Annotated in this window: 17 protein-coding genes; 7 read left to right on the top strand and 10 right to left on the bottom strand. The window is 70.0% G+C overall.

What is annotated here, in order from left to right; translation table 11 throughout:
• Positions 1-91: 91 nt before the first annotated feature.
• The gene (locus FSYMDG_RS04135; RefSeq protein WP_157490971.1) at positions 92-379 is read left to right on the top strand and encodes a FitA-like ribbon-helix-helix domain-containing protein; all 288 of its coding nucleotides are present in this window, start codon (positions 92-94) and stop codon (positions 377-379) included.
• 299 nt (positions 380-678) lie between these two features.
• Here FSYMDG_RS04135 and dapC read toward each other — a convergent pair whose 3' ends face one another.
• Together dapC and fdxA are read right to left on the bottom strand one after the other, a co-directional pair.
• Positions 679-2,100, bottom strand: a complete 1,422-nt coding sequence (gene dapC, locus FSYMDG_RS04130) for a succinyldiaminopimelate transaminase (protein ID WP_083828427.1) — start codon at positions 2,098-2,100, stop codon at positions 679-681.
• A 56-nt stretch (positions 2,101-2,156) separates the two neighbouring features.
• Positions 2,157-2,480 (bottom strand): ferredoxin, encoded by a 324-nt coding sequence (fdxA, locus tag FSYMDG_RS04125; RefSeq protein ID WP_013872332.1) that lies wholly within the window; start codon positions 2,478-2,480, stop codon positions 2,157-2,159.
• Positions 2,481-2,567: 87 nt separating this feature from the next.
• On the opposite strand from fdxA, the gene FSYMDG_RS29965 reads away from it, so the two are divergent.
• Positions 2,568-2,831 (top strand): putative acetyltransferase, encoded by a 264-nt coding sequence (locus tag FSYMDG_RS29965; RefSeq protein ID WP_013872331.1) that lies wholly within the window; start codon positions 2,568-2,570, stop codon positions 2,829-2,831.
• On the top strand, positions 2,828-3,748 hold the full coding sequence (locus tag FSYMDG_RS04115; RefSeq protein WP_013872330.1) for a transglutaminase-like domain-containing protein: 921 nt from the start codon (positions 2,828-2,830) through the stop codon (positions 3,746-3,748). Before FSYMDG_RS29965 ends, FSYMDG_RS04115 begins: the two co-directional genes overlap by 4 nt.
• A gap of 151 nt (positions 3,749-3,899) precedes the next feature.
• Here FSYMDG_RS04115 and FSYMDG_RS04110 read toward each other — a convergent pair whose 3' ends face one another.
• From FSYMDG_RS04110 to FSYMDG_RS27355, 6 genes are all read right to left on the bottom strand, one after another.
• Positions 3,900-4,301 carry a DUF6113 family protein gene (locus FSYMDG_RS04110; RefSeq protein ID WP_237702981.1) on the bottom strand — a complete coding sequence of 134 codons (402 nt, stop codon included), beginning with the start codon at positions 4,299-4,301 and terminating at the stop codon, positions 3,900-3,902.
• Positions 4,302-4,386: 85 nt separating this feature from the next.
• Positions 4,387-5,277 carry an N-acetyl-1-D-myo-inositol-2-amino-2-deoxy-alpha-D-glucopyranoside deacetylase gene (mshB, locus tag FSYMDG_RS04105; protein ID WP_050803673.1) on the bottom strand — a complete coding sequence of 297 codons (891 nt, stop codon included), beginning with the start codon at positions 5,275-5,277 and terminating at the stop codon, positions 4,387-4,389.
• 234 nt (positions 5,278-5,511) lie between these two features.
• Entirely contained in the window at positions 5,512-6,483 is a 972-nt protein-coding gene (locus tag FSYMDG_RS04100) for a DUF7065 domain-containing protein (protein ID WP_193353092.1), read from the bottom strand.
• Positions 6,484-6,673: 190 nt separating this feature from the next.
• The gene (locus FSYMDG_RS04095; protein ID WP_131772141.1) at positions 6,674-7,183 is read right to left on the bottom strand and encodes a hypothetical protein; all 510 of its coding nucleotides are present in this window, start codon (positions 7,181-7,183) and stop codon (positions 6,674-6,676) included.
• A 47-nt stretch (positions 7,184-7,230) separates the two neighbouring features.
• Positions 7,231-8,112: a phosphotransferase family protein gene (locus FSYMDG_RS04090; RefSeq protein WP_013872325.1), complete on the bottom strand. Its 882-nt coding sequence runs from the start codon at positions 8,110-8,112 to the stop codon at positions 7,231-7,233.
• On the bottom strand, positions 8,058-8,450 hold the full coding sequence (locus FSYMDG_RS27355) for a hypothetical protein (protein WP_013872324.1): 393 nt from the start codon (positions 8,448-8,450) through the stop codon (positions 8,058-8,060). The genes FSYMDG_RS04090 and FSYMDG_RS27355 overlap by 55 nt, the downstream gene beginning before the upstream one ends.
• Before the next feature lie 292 nt (positions 8,451-8,742).
• On the opposite strand from FSYMDG_RS27355, the gene FSYMDG_RS22670 reads away from it, so the two are divergent.
• On the top strand, positions 8,743-10,011 hold the full coding sequence (locus FSYMDG_RS22670; RefSeq protein WP_013872323.1) for a PucR family transcriptional regulator: 1,269 nt from the start codon (positions 8,743-8,745) through the stop codon (positions 10,009-10,011).
• A gap of 77 nt (positions 10,012-10,088) precedes the next feature.
• Here FSYMDG_RS22670 and typA read toward each other — a convergent pair whose 3' ends face one another.
• Positions 10,089-11,930, bottom strand: a complete 1,842-nt coding sequence (typA, locus tag FSYMDG_RS04080; protein ID WP_013872322.1) for a translational GTPase TypA — start codon at positions 11,928-11,930, stop codon at positions 10,089-10,091.
• A 98-nt stretch (positions 11,931-12,028) separates the two neighbouring features.
• Here typA and FSYMDG_RS26720 point away from each other — a divergent pair, with 98 nt between their 5' ends.
• Positions 12,029-12,199: a hypothetical protein gene (locus FSYMDG_RS26720; protein WP_165001381.1), complete on the top strand. Its 171-nt coding sequence runs from the start codon at positions 12,029-12,031 to the stop codon at positions 12,197-12,199.
• Positions 12,200-12,321: 122 nt separating this feature from the next.
• On the opposite strand, the gene FSYMDG_RS04075 is transcribed toward FSYMDG_RS26720, so the two are convergent.
• The gene (locus tag FSYMDG_RS04075) at positions 12,322-12,753 is read right to left on the bottom strand and encodes a (deoxy)nucleoside triphosphate pyrophosphohydrolase (RefSeq protein ID WP_013872321.1); all 432 of its coding nucleotides are present in this window, start codon (positions 12,751-12,753) and stop codon (positions 12,322-12,324) included.
• 118 nt (positions 12,754-12,871) lie between these two features.
• On the opposite strand from FSYMDG_RS04075, the gene FSYMDG_RS04070 reads away from it, so the two are divergent.
• On the top strand, positions 12,872-13,189 hold the full coding sequence (locus FSYMDG_RS04070; protein WP_013872320.1) for a 4a-hydroxytetrahydrobiopterin dehydratase: 318 nt from the start codon (positions 12,872-12,874) through the stop codon (positions 13,187-13,189).
• A gap of 261 nt (positions 13,190-13,450) precedes the next feature.
• Positions 13,451-15,127: a right-handed parallel beta-helix repeat-containing protein gene (locus FSYMDG_RS22665; protein ID WP_013872319.1), complete on the top strand. Its 1,677-nt coding sequence runs from the start codon at positions 13,451-13,453 to the stop codon at positions 15,125-15,127.
• Positions 15,128-15,301: the final 174 nt, after the last annotated feature.

Below are 15,301 nucleotides of genomic sequence, written 5' to 3'. Positions count from 1 at the left end.
GGCCCGGAGACACACCAGAAGTTCCTCGGAAGATGACCAGAAGACCGCCAGCAGGCCGCTGACACGACGTCGGCGCCCACCGGCCACCCGCTTGCCATCTGCTGCTATGGTCACCGCGATCACAATTCGGGACGTCCCCGACGAGACTCGTGACGAACTCGCCGCCCGGGCCGCGCTCAGCGACCGTTCCCTGCAGGAGTATCTGCGGTCCCAGCTGTACGAGCCGTTCGCCACCCGGGTGTGGGAACTACGGGAGAACATCACCGCGTACGACGGATGGTGCGTGGCACTCGCCGAGTCACTGGACACCAGGCTCACCACCCCGGACCTCCGGCTGGCCAGGACCATCGGCCCCCGCCGCGCCTTCACAACCCCGTGAACCACCCACCACAACCAGCTCAGAAGGCCCAACGACGCGTTCTGGCCCCGCAAACCATCCCAAAAGACACAAAAGGATGTGAATCCGTCGCTGTCATCACAACACCGGATTCACATCCATACTCAGCTACCGGCCGGCCCGGACCGGATTAGCAACCCCCGCCCCCGCTGCATACCGAAGACATAACACAGTCCGCTACGCCCCCTCGCGGATCGTCAACAGGCGATCCGCGAGCCACCCACCACGACCAACCAAAGAGGTAGGGGTCCCCAAATTGTGCCAAAGGCACAATTTGGGGGTTACCGGATGTCTGGTGGTTCTGTTGTGACCTGGACGCCGTGCCCGCCGTTGCCGTCGTAACCGGCACCGTCGTAGGCAGCCTTGTCGTAGGCAGCCTTGTCGTAGGCAGGATTGTCATGGCCGGAGGTGCTGTAGCCGGGGGCGTCGTAGGTGGGCCAGGTCGCGACGGGAAGCGCTCCCGTGCCAGTGGAGCTGGGCTGCGGGCCCCGTACCGGCTGGCCCGCGGGCGGACGAGGTGCGGACGGCTGATGGGCCGCCGACGAAGGCGCCGAGGAAGGCGCCGTCACCGGGTGTGCCCCGGTCGTACGGGCGTCGGGGCGATATCCCCCCACGGACGGCGCGGGAGCCTGCGGCGGCGGCAGCACTGCCATCCGTTCCGGAACGGTGGCGATCTGCGCGTCCGGCCCGGTCAGGGCGATCCGCACGTGCCGGCGGCCGACCTCACCGTAGAACACCCCGGGGGCGACGAGTACACCCACCGTAGCCAGCGCGTCCACGGTGGCCCACGCGTCCTCGCCGCGGGTCGCCCACAGGTAGAGCCCGGCCTCGCTGTGCTCGATCGTGAAGCCGGCGACCGCCAGTGCCGCCGCGAGCACGGCCCGGCGGTTGGCGTATCGCGCCCGCTGCTCGGCAACGTGCATGTCGTCGGCCAGGGCGGCCGTCATCGCGGCCTGGACCGGTGTGGGCAGCATCGCGCCCGCGTGCCGGCGGACCTCCAGCAGGCCCGCCACCAGCCGGGGATCCCCGGTGACGAATCCGGCCCGGTAGCCGGCGAGGTTCGACCGTTTCGACAGCGAGTGGACGGCAAGCAGCCCCTCGTGCGAGCCGCCGCAGACGTCCGGATGCAGCACCGAGACGGGACGGGCCTCCCAGCCCAGCTCGATGTAGCACTCGTCGCTGGCAACGACGATGCCGTGCTCCCGCGCCCAGCCGACGACGGCGCGCATCTCGTCCACGGTCAGTACCCGCCCGGACGGGTTGGCCGGGGTGTTCAGCCACACCAGCCCCACGCCGTCCGCCGGACCCAGGACAGGTTCGCAGCGGGCCAGCAGGGCGCCGACCTCGTACGTCGGATAGGCCGGGGTCGGGATCCAGACCCGGTCTCCCGGGCCGAGCCCGAGCTGGCCGGGCAGCTGCGCGACCAGTTCCTTCGTCCCGATCACCGGCAGCACGGCGGACGGGTCGACGATCACGCCCAGCCGGCGCGCCAGCCAACCGGCGGCGGCATCCCGCAGCTCGGGCGTGCCCGCGGTCGTCGGATAGCCCGGCGCGTTGGCCGCCGCGGCCAGGGCATGCTGAACGACCAGCGGTGTCGCGTCCACTGGTGTGCCGACGGAGAGGTCGACCAGCCCGTACGGATGGGCACGGGCCTTCTCCGCGAACGGGGTCAGCGCGTCCCAGGGGAAGTCAGGCAGCCGCACACGGCGGTGACGGGCCTGCCGAAGCCCGGTGGCCGCGGCAGGCCCCACGGGCCCGGTCAGGACTCGGCCTGCGGCGCCAACGTGGCGACGCTGGGCGGGTCGAAGTCGAGCGCCCCCACCTTCGACGCCCCGCCCGGCGAGCCGAGCTCCTCGAAGAACAGGGCGTTCGAGTCCGCGAAGCCCTTCCACTGGTCAGGCACGTCGTCCTCGTAGTAAATGGCCTCCACCGGGCAGACGGGCTCGCACGCTCCGCAGTCGACGCACTCGTCAGGCTGGATGTAAAGCATCCGTCCGCCCTCGTAGATGCAGTCGACCGGGCACTCCTCAATGCAGGCCTTGTCCTTCACATCGACGCAAGGCTCCGCGATGACGTAGGTCACCGGTTGTTCCTCCTCGGCTCACGGGCGACTGATTCCTTAGTATCGACCTGAACGGTTCCGTGTCGACACCAAGGGCGTTCGCTTGTCGTGTATGTCGTCCGTATCACTCCTGCTGACGCCGGCGCCAGGGTATCGATCCGCCGACGGGTCGCCGGGCCCCTGCCACTGACCGACGTCGTGGGGGAGCTGCTGTCCTGGACCGATCACTGCCTGACGATACGCACCAGGGACGGTTCTATCGTGAGAGTCGCCGAAACAGATCTGGTCGCCGGGCGGCGGGTCCCGCCACAGCCGGTACGCCGGTCCAGCTCGGAGCAGGCCGCGGGGCAGACGGAGGCGAACCCGCAATGACCATACGGACACGACGCCAGTTTGCCGAAGCCGTCCGACAGGAGCCCGTCGATCTCGGCCTGGCCTGCCTGCTGATCGAGGCCGAGGCCGAGCCGGGCCTCGACCCGGTGCGGGAGCTCGCCCAGCTGGACGCGCTGGCCGCGCAGACCGGCCGTCTCGCCGATGTCACCGTGCGGGATCCCGACAGCGTCGGCGGTCCTGGCGGCCCGGCCGGCGGCGCTGGTGGCGCGGCCGGCACGGCGGAAGGGCCGACCGCCGGCCAGACACTCGCCGGCCTGGACGTGCGCACCGCCGCCGAGATCCTGCGGCAGTCGCTCGGCGTACGGGGCAGATTCCACGGTGATCCCACGGACTACGACAGCCTGTACGCCTCCTTGCTGAGCTCGGTACTCCGCCGCCGGCGCGGTCTGCCGATCATGCTGTCCGTGGTCTGGGTGGAAGTCGCCCGCCGCCTCGGCATCCCGGCCTATCCCGTCGGGCTGCCCGGGCACGTCATCGTCGGTATCGGTTCGCCCAGCCGGAACGTCCTGGTCGACCCGTTCTGCGGCGGCCGGCTGATCACGGTGCACGAGGCCGCGGAACGGGTCCGCTCCACCGGGGTGCCGTTCACCCGCGCGTACCTCGCGCCGATGAGCCCGGTGGATCTGCTGATGCGGGTGCTGGGCAACATTCGGGTCTGGGCTGCCCGGACGGAGGCCACCACGACGCGGCTGTGGGCCGTCGAGCTGTCCCTGCTGCTGCCCCATCACCCGGTGCACCTGCGCCGGGAACGCGGGGAACTGCTCGTCCGTCTCGGCGACTTCCTGGGCGGCGCCGAGGATCTCACGGCGTTCGCCGACGCGGTCGGGCCGCTGGAACCGGCCGCCGCGGCGGCCGCCCGCGAGGCCGCGCACGCCGCCCGGGCACGCCTGAACTAGCCCGCTCCGGACCAGCCCTGAAACTGCTCGGGGCCGGCTCGGCCAGCCCCGCGGCGAGTCGGCAGGGCCGGAAAACTGGGAAGACGGGAAGACCGACCGTGTCCGAACCGAACCGGACCGAACCGGACCGGCCAGGCCCGGCCCGCGGCGGTCACTGGTTGCGCGGACCGGGCAGCGGCACGGCGGACAGGCCGCGCGGCGGCAGCCCGATCATCGCCACGACCACCGGCGCGAGTGCGCCGAGAACCATGAACAGGTATCCAGCGGCCTTGGCCTGCAGCAGCAGGTCCCCCTCGGGGCGCGCGGCAGCCAGCCACAGCACGATCGGCACCCAGCCGGCCAGCGGGATCACAGCGCCGAGCCGGGTACCGGTCAGCCAGCGCGCCAGCACCGCCAGGCCGGTGTTCCCGACCATGGCAACGGCGATGCCGACCGACAGCAGCACCCCACCGGGACGCGGGCCCGCGGGGACGAGGAACACCCCGTAGAGGCCTAGCGCGAGCCCTCCGAAGGCACCGAACGTGTAGGCCGACCCCAGGAATAAGCGGGACATTTCAAGATCTTCACCGGCCATGTGCCCCCCGCCCGCACGGCCGCCCTGGCCATGTCCCACTCCACTCGCCCGGCCGGCTCGGCGCTCAGTCACGGACATCGAGATCCACCCCCGCGAACAGGTCGGTCTCCCGCCCGTACGGCCCGGCACCCGGCCCTCGCCTGCCCCTGGTGAGGACATAGTGCTCGGTACCCCATGCGCGATGGCCGATACCGTCCGCCAGCGCGAAGAAGAAACCATCCGTTGTCATCTGGGTGGCGTGCGCCCGCATCGCCGCGACCTTCGCCTCATAGTAGGGATTCGCCTCGATCTCGGTGGTGACGGCCTCGTCCGGCACTGTGGTCGGCACGTCCTCGGCCGACTCCACTCCCGGGAGCAGTTCCTGGCCGGTGCCCGACGACCGGAAGTAGTCGATCCCAGCCTGGAGCACTGACCGCGACAGAGCCGTCTCGTACAGTTTCAGCGGCTGCCACGGTGAGCCGGCCTCGGGCGTGAAATCCGGGTCGGCCGCCGCGTCGAACGCACGCACGGTGATCTGATGGGCGCGGATGTGGTCGGGATGCCCGTAGCCGCCGTTCGCGTCGTAGCTGACGAGCACCTGCGGACGGACCTCCCGGACGATGCCGACGAGCGCGGCGGTGACGACGTCGAGGTCGGCCCGCCACAGGCAGCGTGGGTCGTCGTTGCCCGGGGTCCCCATCATGCCGCTGTCCCGCCAGCGGCCAGCCCCGCCGAGGAAGCGCTGGTCGCTGACACCGAGCGCCGCGCAGGCCGCAGCCAGCTCCCCCATCCGGTATCCGCCGAGCTGGTCGCCGAGATCCGACCGCAGGTTGACCAACTCCGGGACGAGCACCTCGCCCATCTCCCCCAGCGTGCAGGTGACCAGGGTGACCGTGGTGTCCGGCGCCGCCGCGTAGGACGCCATGGTCACACCCGTCCCGATCACCTCGTCATCGGGATGCGCGTGCACGAACATGACCCGCCGCGCGGGCGGCCCGGCCGGACGGCGGGCGGACACCGTGTCTCCGAGGACGCGACTGGCGACGTCCCCGGGAGCGTCCCCAGGGGCGTCCCCCGGGGCATTCGCACCGATGGCATTCACATCGACGACCGTACGAGATCGACGACCGCGGACGGGGCAGGGTGTGTCCGGCTCGATCAGTCGGTGCCGCCAACCGGTGCCGTTAACCGGTACTGCCAGCCGGTGCCGTCAGCCGCTGCCCTGCCCGCCGCCCACCGCCACCTGGCTGCTCCCGTCGGGCTGCCCGGTCGGGCTCGGGACGCTCCATGGCAGCCGGAAACCGCCCTCGCACAGACCGTAGCCGAGCGTGCCGTCGGCCAGGCGGTACTCCATCATCTGCTCACAGATCACGAACGAGTCCTGGGGCAGCAACCAGCTGAACAGCGGCCGGGCGGTGAAACCGGACATCCGCCCCCTCTCGTCGGTGAACGCCCAGTCCATTCGCGAAACCTGGAAGGGGCCGGGCGCGTACTCGTTGTGATCGTCGATACGGGTGACGCGCAGCCACTCCCGGCCGTCGTGGAACATCCGCATGTAGGCGTCGGCGCCCCCGGTCGACACGCCGTGGACGCCGGCGAACGCCGTGCCGTCGTCAAAGACCGGCCAGGCGAGACGGTAGTGCCGGACACCGTCCCAGTTACGGACACCAGCGGCGACGTCACGAAACCCGGTGCCGGTGACCTCGGTCCGCCTGCCCCGGACGGTGACCTGCCCGGCGACCGTGCAGGGGCCCTCCAGATGGACCTGGGCCATCTCCCGGGCGAACGAGCCCTCCGCGTCCCGGGTCAGGGCGATGCAGTCGGCAAGCGGGTAGGTCGTGTCCCACCGCAGATCGAGGCTGAAATCGCCTTCGGCGAACGTCACCCGGGTGCTCGACAGCGGGGACAGCGACCGCATGCGCACACCGGCCAGGGCGATGCCCTTCTCCGGACGGTCGTCGGTGTAGGGCAGGGTGAGGTTCGTGCGGACGAAGACCGGCAGACCGTCCCGGAAGACGATCAGCCAGTTGTTGGCGTGCCGCTGGTTCTCCAGCAGACCCATCCGGACGAAGCAGCCGACACGGGTCCGCGGGTCGTAGAAGTTCAGGTAGTAGCTCTGGTTCCACAGAGGCTGGTTGTCGTCCGAGACAACACCCTCGAAGCGTGCGAGATCGGCGCTCATGATGGTTTCCTTCGGCTCGTACTCCGTCCGCGGAACGGCCATCGACAGGACCTGGACAGGACCCGGACAGGACGCGGACAGGAGGCACGGACGGGACGGCTGGGCCGGTCGGGGCCACGTCCCGGCCCAGCGGGCATGGCCGGGATGCCGGGACGCGCGAGGCCGGCGCCGGGTAGCCAGGTGGGGGGCTCTACCTGGTGGCAGCGGCCGTCCCGAGGAGGCTGTCGAGGGACGGCAGGCTCGACGGGTCCTGCTCGAATCCCTGGGGCAGGACCCACGCCCGCTCCCGGACGAGCTGATCGCGGGACATGGTCAGCACCGCGTGCCATACCGCGTCGCGACAGGACGCGGCGGCGTCGTCGGCAAAGACGGTGTCGACGACAGCGCCCGCGACGGCCCGCAGCTGGCGGACGGTGTCCACCAGCTCGGCGGGGTCGGCCTTCGCGCGCTCCAGGACATCTCTGCCGGCCCGCGCGTCCACGGCGAGGCGGATGATCAGATCCGATGTCCGCGGCCCCCCGCTCGCCACCCCTGCGAGCTGTTCGGCGAAGTCGGTCAGCCGTTGTAGCTCGTCGCGGTCGAACTGGAACTGCAGGGGTAACCGCTCGGCCATCAGCAGGAGGGTGCCGACCACCACCCGGGCCTGTTCCTGGGCCATCTGGTTGGCCGGGTCGACCGCGGGCAGGACAACCTCCGTCATTGCCCTGATAATCGTCCGGAGCTGGATGTCAGGGCGCACCATCATTGTCAGAAACCTTTCTCGAGAAGCACGCGGATCTCGTCCAGCAACAGACTCCCAATCCCGATCAGCCAGGCTACGAGAACGTCCTGGTGCGTTTTCCCGCCGCGGGCGATCCGATATCCCGTCCCGAGCGTCAGGACAGTGAGGAAAAACGCGTTGTATATCTTGTAGAAATGCAGCCGGCGGGGGTCGACGGTGAGCCCCGACGCCTTCTCGTACGCCTCGTAGAGCTCGTCGGGCGGCAGCAGGCCGCTGGCCAGGAAGGTGACGCCGTCCTCCGCGAGGTGACCGAAGACGGGGGTGGCCAGGTAGGCGAGGTCCTGGTGGCGGTCGCCGAGCCGGCCGAGCTCCCAGTCCAGCAACGCCGAGATGCGGGCGTCGGCCTCGGTGAACAGGTAGTTCCCCGCCCGGTAGTCGCCGTGGATGACGCAGATGCGGTCGGCCGGCGGCATGTTCTGGCGCATCCAGTGGGCGGCGAGGTTCATCAGGGGCACCTCCTCGCCGCAGTCCTCCTCCCAGACACGGGCCCACCAGTTCAGGCCCCATTCCACGCTTTGCGTCCCGACCTGCGGGACGTCAAATGCGCCGAGCTGCGCGCCGCTGAAGTCGAACGTGTGGACGGCGGCGAGATGCTCGACGAACTGCGAGGCCAGCGGGCCTCGCAACGCGGGCCCGAAGTTGATGCCGAGCCCGCTGACACCGCTGGTCGCCGTCGAGGGCTTGGTCGCCCCCGGCACGAAACCGTAGATCAATGCCGGATAGGGCAGGTGGCTGCCGTCCGCGTCGACCCAGTACGCCGGGGGCACCGGCACGACCCCCTGCATGGCCCTGATCAGCTGGAATTCCCGTAATCGGCTGGTCTCGACGATCGACTCGGCCGGTTCCATCCGCAGGACCATCGGCGTCCGGTGCGGCCGACACCCGGTTCGACCCAGTCGAGGGTGAAGGCCATCTGTACCTTCGACGCGCCGCCGGTCAGCCAGCGGGTGTCGAGGACGGTGAAGGGCTCGTCGAGTTCGTCGCGCAGCAGCGCCTCCACACCGGCCCGCAGCGTGGCCAGGGACTGCGGCGCATAACCCGGGCCAGCGCGTCGCCCGAGCCGACGGGTGAGAATCGCGTCGACCTCCCTCTCGGTGGTGTAGCGGCCACGCAGATGTTCGATCCAGGCTGGCTGGGGCGCATTTTTGTCATGGCCCCGGGGTGGGATTTTTTCAGCGGTCAGCATGCGGGCCCCCGCATCGTCGGGTATGTGTTCCCGCGCGGCGGGAAAGGTTTTCACCTGTTTCGGCCGCGCCGGTTTTCCTGTTGGCAGGAATTGTGGCGGAGCACGATCGGCGCGCCAATATCCGGCATTGGCAAGGCTGTGGGACGGGCGTCACCCGGACCGCCAGCGGCGACCGGCGGCATCCCGCGGTGCGGGGGTGGGCTGTCCCGAACGGAGCAGAGGAGCCGGCAGAAGGGACAAGCTCGATGTGACGTACACCACTTCTCACTGGAGAAACTGTTACGCTCGGCCGATGCCCGGGAAGCGTGACACGGAGCCCGCGTTAGACGTTCCGAAACCGGCCGAGTACACATCCGCCACGGAAGCGATCCAGCGCTGCGCACACGAACTGCTGCTGCGCTCCGCCGAGATCGCCGCCGAGATCACCGAACAGGTTCTCGCCGGCCAGCCGACCCTGGTACCGAACCGGACGCCGGCGGCCGTCGACGCGGTGCGCGAGAGCACCGACCAGAACGTCGGGGCGATCTTCTCCACGCTGGCCTTCGGCATCCCGGCCACGGCGATCGAGCCGCCCCTGGGCGCCCGCAACCTGCTGCGCCACTCGATCCTCGGCGGCGGGGACGTCACCGACCTGCTGCGCGCCTACCACTACGGCCACGGGCTGCTCTGGCAGAAGTGGAGCGCCCACGTCGGCGAACGGGTGGTCGACCTCGACCTGCTGCGCGAGGTCCTGTCGCTGTCCTCCCAGCACATCTTCACGTTCGTCGACCACTCCTGCGCGCACCTGGTCGACGAGTACCACGCCGAGTTCGGCGGACACGTCCCGCGTGTCTTCCAGCGCCGCGCGCCCAGCGACCTCATCTGTGAACTCGTCGCTGACGACCCGGTGGACGAGATCGCGGTGAGCTCACTGCTCCGCTACGACGTGCGGGCCCATCACGTGGCAATGGTGCTCGCGCCGACCGGCGCCGGTGGCGACGTCCGGCGCGCGCTGGACGACCTGGGCGCCGCGGCCGCGTCAGCGGTACTCACGCTGCCGGTGGGCGACGGCACGTGGTGGGCCTGGTTCGGCTGGCCGGCTCGGCCGGACGAGGACACCCTGGCCAGGATCGCGGCTACTCCACTGGTCGGAACGCTCGGCGGCATGGGATCCGTGGGACGGGGCCGGGCCGGGTTCCGCCGGTCCCACTACCAGGCCCGCGATGCCGAGCGCGTCGCACGGCTGAGCGGGCAGGCCGGCGCCGGCGTGGTCCGGCACCGTGACGTCGAACTCGCCGCGCTGCTGTGCGCCGACCCCGGCCGCGCCCAGCGGCTCGCGGACGAACGTCTCGGCGCCCTCGGCCGCCGCAACGAGGACTGCCGGCGGCTGCGCGAAACGCTGCTGACGTTCCTCTCCCAGGGGTGCAGCAGAACACGCGCCGCCCGGCTGCTGCACGTGCACCACAAGACGGTCAGCTACCGGCTCGCACAGGCCGAGGAACTGCTGGGCAGACCGCTGTCCGAGAACATCCTCGAGCTCGGCGCGGCCCTCCTCATCGAACACACCCTCCACAGCGGATGACGCCCTATAGCGGGACGCTTTACAGCGGATGAGATCTCAGGAGGGATGAGGACTTGCGGCGGACGAGGCCGCCGGGGTCAGCCGGCGCGGCGGCGGGAGCGGAGCTTCTCCCGCTCGGCCGCGGTCAGCGCGACCTTGCGCAGCCGGACCGGGCCGGGGGTGACCTCGACGCACTCGTCCTCCCGGCAGAACTCCAGCGCCTGTTCCAGGGAGAGCTGCCGGTGCGGGGTCAGCCGCACCAGTTCGTCCCCGGTGGACGAACGCATGTTGGTCAGCTTCTTCTCCTTGGTGGGGTTGACGTCCATGTCGTCCGCGCGGGAGTTCTCCCCGACGATCATGCCCTCGTAGACGTCGGTGGTCGGCCCGACGAACAGGGTGCCGCGCTCCCCCAGGTTGTACAGGGCGTAGGCGGTCGCCACGCCGGCGCGGTCGGCCACCATCGACCCCGTCGCCCGGGTGCGCAGCTCGCCGAACCACGGCTCGTAGGAGTCGAAGACATGGTGCATGAGCCCGGTGCCGCGGGTCTCGGTCAGGAACTCGGTGCGGAAGCCGATCAGCCCCCGGGCCGGCACCCGATATTCCATCCGGATCCAGCCGGTGCCGTGGTTGACCATCTGCTCGAGGCGCCCCTTGCGGACGGCCAGCAGCTGGGTGAGCGTCCCGAGGTACTCCTCGGGGGCGTCGATGGTGAGCCGTTCGACCGGCTCGTGCCGCTTGCCGTCGATCTCCCTGGTGACGACCTGCGGCTTGCCGACGGTCAGCTCGAAGCCCTCCCGGCGCATCAGCTCCACCAGGATCGCCAGCGCCAGCTCGCCGCGGCCCTGAACTTCCCAGGTGTCCGGCCGCTGCGTCGGCAGCACCCGGATGGAGACGTTGCCGACCAGCTCGGCGTCCAGCCGGTTGCGCAGCAGCCGCGCGGTCAGCTTCGTCCCGGACTTGCCTGCGAGCGGGGAGGTGTTGATGCCGATCGTCATACTGATCGACGGCTCGTCCACGGTGATGACGGGCAGCGGCCGGGGGTCGTCCGGGTCGGCCAGCGTCTCACCGATCATGATGTCGGGGATGCCGGCGACGGCGATGATGTCGCCGGGCCCCGCCTGCTCGCCCGGCACCCGCTCCAGTGCCTTCGTGACGAGCAGTTCGCTGATCTTCACCCGGTCGACGCGGCCGTCGGCGCGGCACAGCACGGTGGTCTGCCCGCGCCGCAGCGTCCCGTTGTGGACACGGCACAGCGCCAGCCGCCCGAGGTACGGCGACGCGTCAAGGTTCGTGACCAGCGCCTGCAGGGGTGCTTCGGGGTCGTAGACCGGCGCCGGGATGGTGGTCAGCAGCACGTCGAACAGCGGCTTGAGGTCGGGCGAGTCCGGGTTGCCGCCGTCGGCGGGGCGGTTGAGCGACGCCCGGCCGGCCTTGGCGTTGCAGTAGACGATCGGGAAGTCGATCTGGCTCTCGTCCGCGTCCAGGTCGAGGAAGAGCTCGTAGGTGGCGTCGACGACCTCCGCGATCCGGGCGTCGGAGCGGTCCACCTTGTTGATGACCAGGATGACTGGCTGCCGGGCCTCCAGCGCCTTGCGCAGGACGAACCGGGTCTGCGGCAGTGGCCCCTCGCTCGCGTCGACGAGCAGCACGACCCCGTCCACCATGGACAGGCCGCGTTCGACCTCGCCGCCGAAGTCCGCGTGGCCCGGCGTGTCCACGATGTTGATCGTGACGTCGCCGTACTGGACCGCGGTGTTCTTGGCGAGAATCGTGATGCCCTTCTCGCGCTCGAGGTCCATCGAGTCCATCACCCGGTCGGTGGCCTCGGAGTGCTCGCCGAAGGCACCGGACTGCCGCAGCATCGCATCGACGAGCGTCGTCTTGCCGTGGTCGACATGGGCGATGATCGCAACGTTACGCAGATCGGCACGGACAGACACGGTGACGGGCTCCGATGGTGACGTGGGGCGGCCGCCCCTGGCTGGACATGGTGCTCTGGACAGTTGACGCTGAACGATGATTACGCCGGACGGTGGTGATGCCAGACAGAGGCCGCGCCGCCACGATGAGCGGACGCGCCGCCCAGCCCGGCGGGACACGCCGCCTCGACGGGACACACCGCGCGCCGGGCAGGAACGCCAGGAAGACGGTCGTGTCCGAACTCGGCCCGCGAGTGTCCACCATCATGGTACGGACACCGGCGGCCTGACGGCTGACGACAACAGAAAGTGTAATCATCGATACTATCCGTTGACTCTGGCGGCCCGCTGCCGGTCCGCTGCCTGATCAGACAGGCGTCCCGGCCAGATGTCGGATCAGTCAGACGCCGGATCAGACGCCGGACCGGGTATCCGGCGGCGCCGTGCCCAGGTAGCGACGAAGATCTTCGATGAGCGGCGCGTCCGGGGCCAGCCAGGGGACGTCGTCGAGCTCGTCCCGTGCCAGCCAGCGATGCGCCGAATGGGTGATCAGCCTGGGCTCGCCCGCGATGATCCGCCCGAAACGCACCCGCAGCACCCAGCCGTCCGCCGGCAGGGGCACCTCGCCGAGGACCGAGCCGACCTCGACGTCGACCCCGAGCTCCTCCCGGCACTCACGGACGAGAGCGGCGACCTCGTCCTCGCCGGGCTCGACCTTGCCGCCGGGGAACTCCCAGCCGCCGGCGAGCGCGGACGGACCTCGCCTACAGCATGCCAGCACCCGCTCTCGAATATCAACAAGCGCCGCTGCCACCACCACGCGTGGGATGCCGGACGACTCCATAACGAACGACACTGTAACGAGCGGGGTCTCCCCGCTGCGAAGAGGACGCACAGCAAACGCACAGCAAAGGCGGCCACCACCCGACGGCCGCCCGGCCGGACCAGACGGAGGTTCCTCCATGCCCACCAAGCTGGACGCACACCGCGTGGCCGACGCCCTCAGCACACTGCCGGGGTGGAGCGGCGACACATCGACGATCGTCCGCAGGGTCGCCATGGACGAGGAGACCGCCAACGAGGCGGTCGAAAAGATCTCGATCGTCGCGAACGAGATGAATCACCACCCCGTCGTTGACCGAGCGCCTGGAGTGACGATCTTCACAGTCTGGACGCACTCGCAAGGGGGTGTCACCGATCTCGACATCGCCCTGGCATCCCGGATCTCCGACATCCTGCGCCAACACGGCATCGCGGACCCGTCCGACGCCGGCACATAACCCGTTCAGCGCCCGCAACCCACTCAACACCACACCCGACCGGCGCCGTTGTCGGCGCCCGTTCCACACCGTCCAGCCCCGCCGCTCAGCCCCGCCGCGACTGGCGCGGCGGCGCCGCACGGAGCCCACCCCTCGCCACCGACACCCGCCCCATCCTCACCCCCATCGACAAGATTTACATTGAGAAATCACTCTCAGTCTTATATTGATCACATAGAGTGCATATTGGGTTGTCGGACGGAAAGCTGTCGGGGAGCACGGGTGGCGGGTCGATCGGATGGCGAGCCAGCGGCCTTCCTGAGTTACGCCCATGACGACGACGAGCACGACAGCGGCCTGATCACGGCATTCCGGCGGCGGCTGGAGGGTGAGCTGCGCGCGCAGACCGGGCGCCGCGAGCTACAGATCTTCCAGGACCGGGACGACATCACCTGGGGCCAGGCCTGGGAGGAGCGGATCAACCGCTCCCTGGACGCGGTCACGTTCTTCATACCGATCGTGACCCCGGCGTTCGTGGCCAGCCCGCAGTGCCGGCGGGAGATGGCCCGCTTCCTCGACCGGGAACGCCGGCTGCGCCGGACCGACCTGATCCTACCGGTGTACTGGATCAGCGTGCCGGAGCTGGAAACACCAGGACGGGCCGCCGGCGACACCCTGCTCGCCGCGCTGGCGGCCCGGCAGTACACCGACTGGCGGGAACGCCGCTTCGGGGACCTGTCGAGCCCGGGCAGCCGCCGGGCGACAGCCGCGCTGGCGCGCCGGATCCGCGACGCGCTCGCCGTGGACGCGCCGGCCCCCGGGACGAGCTTCCCCGGCACGCCCGGCGGCGGCGCGGCGGGCCGGCGGGCTGGCCGGCCGGTGCGGGTGCACGTGGTCGACGCGCTGGGCCGGGGTGACTTCACCACGGTGGACGCGGCGATCCGCGCCGCCCGGCCCGGCGACCGCGTCGTGGTCCGCCCCGGGCTCTACCCCGGGCCGCTCATCCTCGACAAACCGCTGGAGATCGTCGGGGACGGCCCGGTCGAGGAGATCACCGTGGTGGCCGGTACGGGCAGCGTGGTGCTGTTCACCGCGGCGAACGGCTCGGTGCGCGGGCTGACGCTGCGGGCGACCGGGCAGCCGGGCGAGGAGGCGGTGGTCGACATCCGCACCGGCCGGCTCGTCCTGGACGGCTGTGACATCAGCGGGAGCGCGTCCGCCGGCGTGGCCGTCCACAACGACGCCGACCCCCACGTCCACCGCTGCCGTGTCCACTACCTCTCCGGCCGCGGTGTCCACGTCTACGACAAGGGCGCCGGGCTGTTCGAGGACAACGACATCACCGACAATGTCCGGTCCAACATCGTCGTGGCGTCGGGTGGTAATCCGAGAGTGCGCGGCAACCGCATCACCAGCTCCCAGCGAAGCGGCGTCTTCGTCTACGACAACGGTACCGGCCTTTTCGAGAACAACGACATCACCGGCAACGCCAGGTCCAACATCGCCGTAAGGTCGGGTGGGAACCCGAGGGTCCACGGCAACCGCATCACCAGCTCCCGGCGAAGCGGCGTCTTCGTCCACGACAACGGCGCAGGGCTGTTCGAGAACAACGACATCACCGGCAACATCTGGCCCAACGTCACCGTGGCGTCGGGCGGGAACCCGACTGTCCGCGGCAACCACATCACCAACTCCCAGAACGCCGGCGTGCACGTCTACGACAACGGCGCGGGGCTGTTCGAGAACAACGACATCACCGGTAACGCCAGGTCCAACGTCGCGGTGGAGTCCGGTGGGAACCCGACGATCCGTCGCAACCGCATCACCAACTCCCAGGAGCACGGCGTGTTCGTCTACGACAACGGTGCCGGGCTCTTCGAGGACAACGACATCACCGGTAACCGGAAATCCGCCTGGGACGTCTGGGGCGCCGACCGAAAACGTCTGGTCCGCCGCTAACCGGCGAAATCCGTAGGTGGTTTCCGTCACTCCCACGCCTGTTTCCACCTACAGCCGTCGCGCCCGTAGGTGGAAACAGGCGTCATACTGACGCTTTTCACCTACGCCTCCGCCCGCGGGCGACAGGACAGCCGGCGCGCGGCCCCAGCCGGCGCTCAGCCCCAGCCACCCCAA

It is taken from the genome of Candidatus Protofrankia datiscae (assembly GCF_000177615.2).
In the GTDB taxonomy this organism is placed as follows: Bacteria; Actinomycetota; Actinomycetes; order Frankiales; family Frankiaceae; genus Protofrankia; species Protofrankia coriariae.
Note: the sequence above shows the minus strand (reverse complement) of the source record. Positions and strands in the feature narration are given on the sequence as shown.

Bases quoted from the DNA above. Each gene is read 5' to 3' on its own strand.
- FSYMDG_RS04095 (WP_131772141.1), bottom strand. From the start codon at position 7,183: ATGACGGAGGTTGTCCTGCCCGCGGTCGACCCGGCCAACCAGATGGCC.
- FSYMDG_RS04115 (WP_013872330.1), top strand. From the start codon at position 2,828: ATGACCATACGGACACGACGCCAGTTTGCCGAAGCCGTCCGACAGGAG.
- FSYMDG_RS26720 (WP_165001381.1), top strand. From the start codon at position 12,029: ATGCCAGACAGAGGCCGCGCCGCCACGATGAGCGGACGCGCCGCCCAG.
- FSYMDG_RS04075 (WP_013872321.1), bottom strand. From the start codon at position 12,753: ATGGAGTCGTCCGGCATCCCACGCGTGGTGGTGGCAGCGGCGCTTGTT.
- FSYMDG_RS04070 (WP_013872320.1), top strand. From the start codon at position 12,872: ATGCCCACCAAGCTGGACGCACACCGCGTGGCCGACGCCCTCAGCACA.
- FSYMDG_RS04090 (WP_013872325.1), bottom strand. From the start codon at position 8,112: ATGGAACCGGCCGAGTCGATCGTCGAGACCAGCCGATTACGGGAATTC.
- FSYMDG_RS22670 (WP_013872323.1), top strand. From the start codon at position 8,743: ATGCCCGGGAAGCGTGACACGGAGCCCGCGTTAGACGTTCCGAAACCG.
- FSYMDG_RS04100 (WP_193353092.1), bottom strand. From the start codon at position 6,483: ATGAGCGCCGATCTCGCACGCTTCGAGGGTGTTGTCTCGGACGACAAC.
- FSYMDG_RS04110 (WP_237702981.1), bottom strand. From the start codon at position 4,301: ATGTCCCGCTTATTCCTGGGGTCGGCCTACACGTTCGGTGCCTTCGGA.
- mshB (WP_050803673.1), bottom strand. From the start codon at position 5,277: ATGTTCGTGCACGCGCATCCCGATGACGAGGTGATCGGGACGGGTGTG.
- FSYMDG_RS27355 (WP_013872324.1), bottom strand. From the start codon at position 8,450: ATGCTGACCGCTGAAAAAATCCCACCCCGGGGCCATGACAAAAATGCG.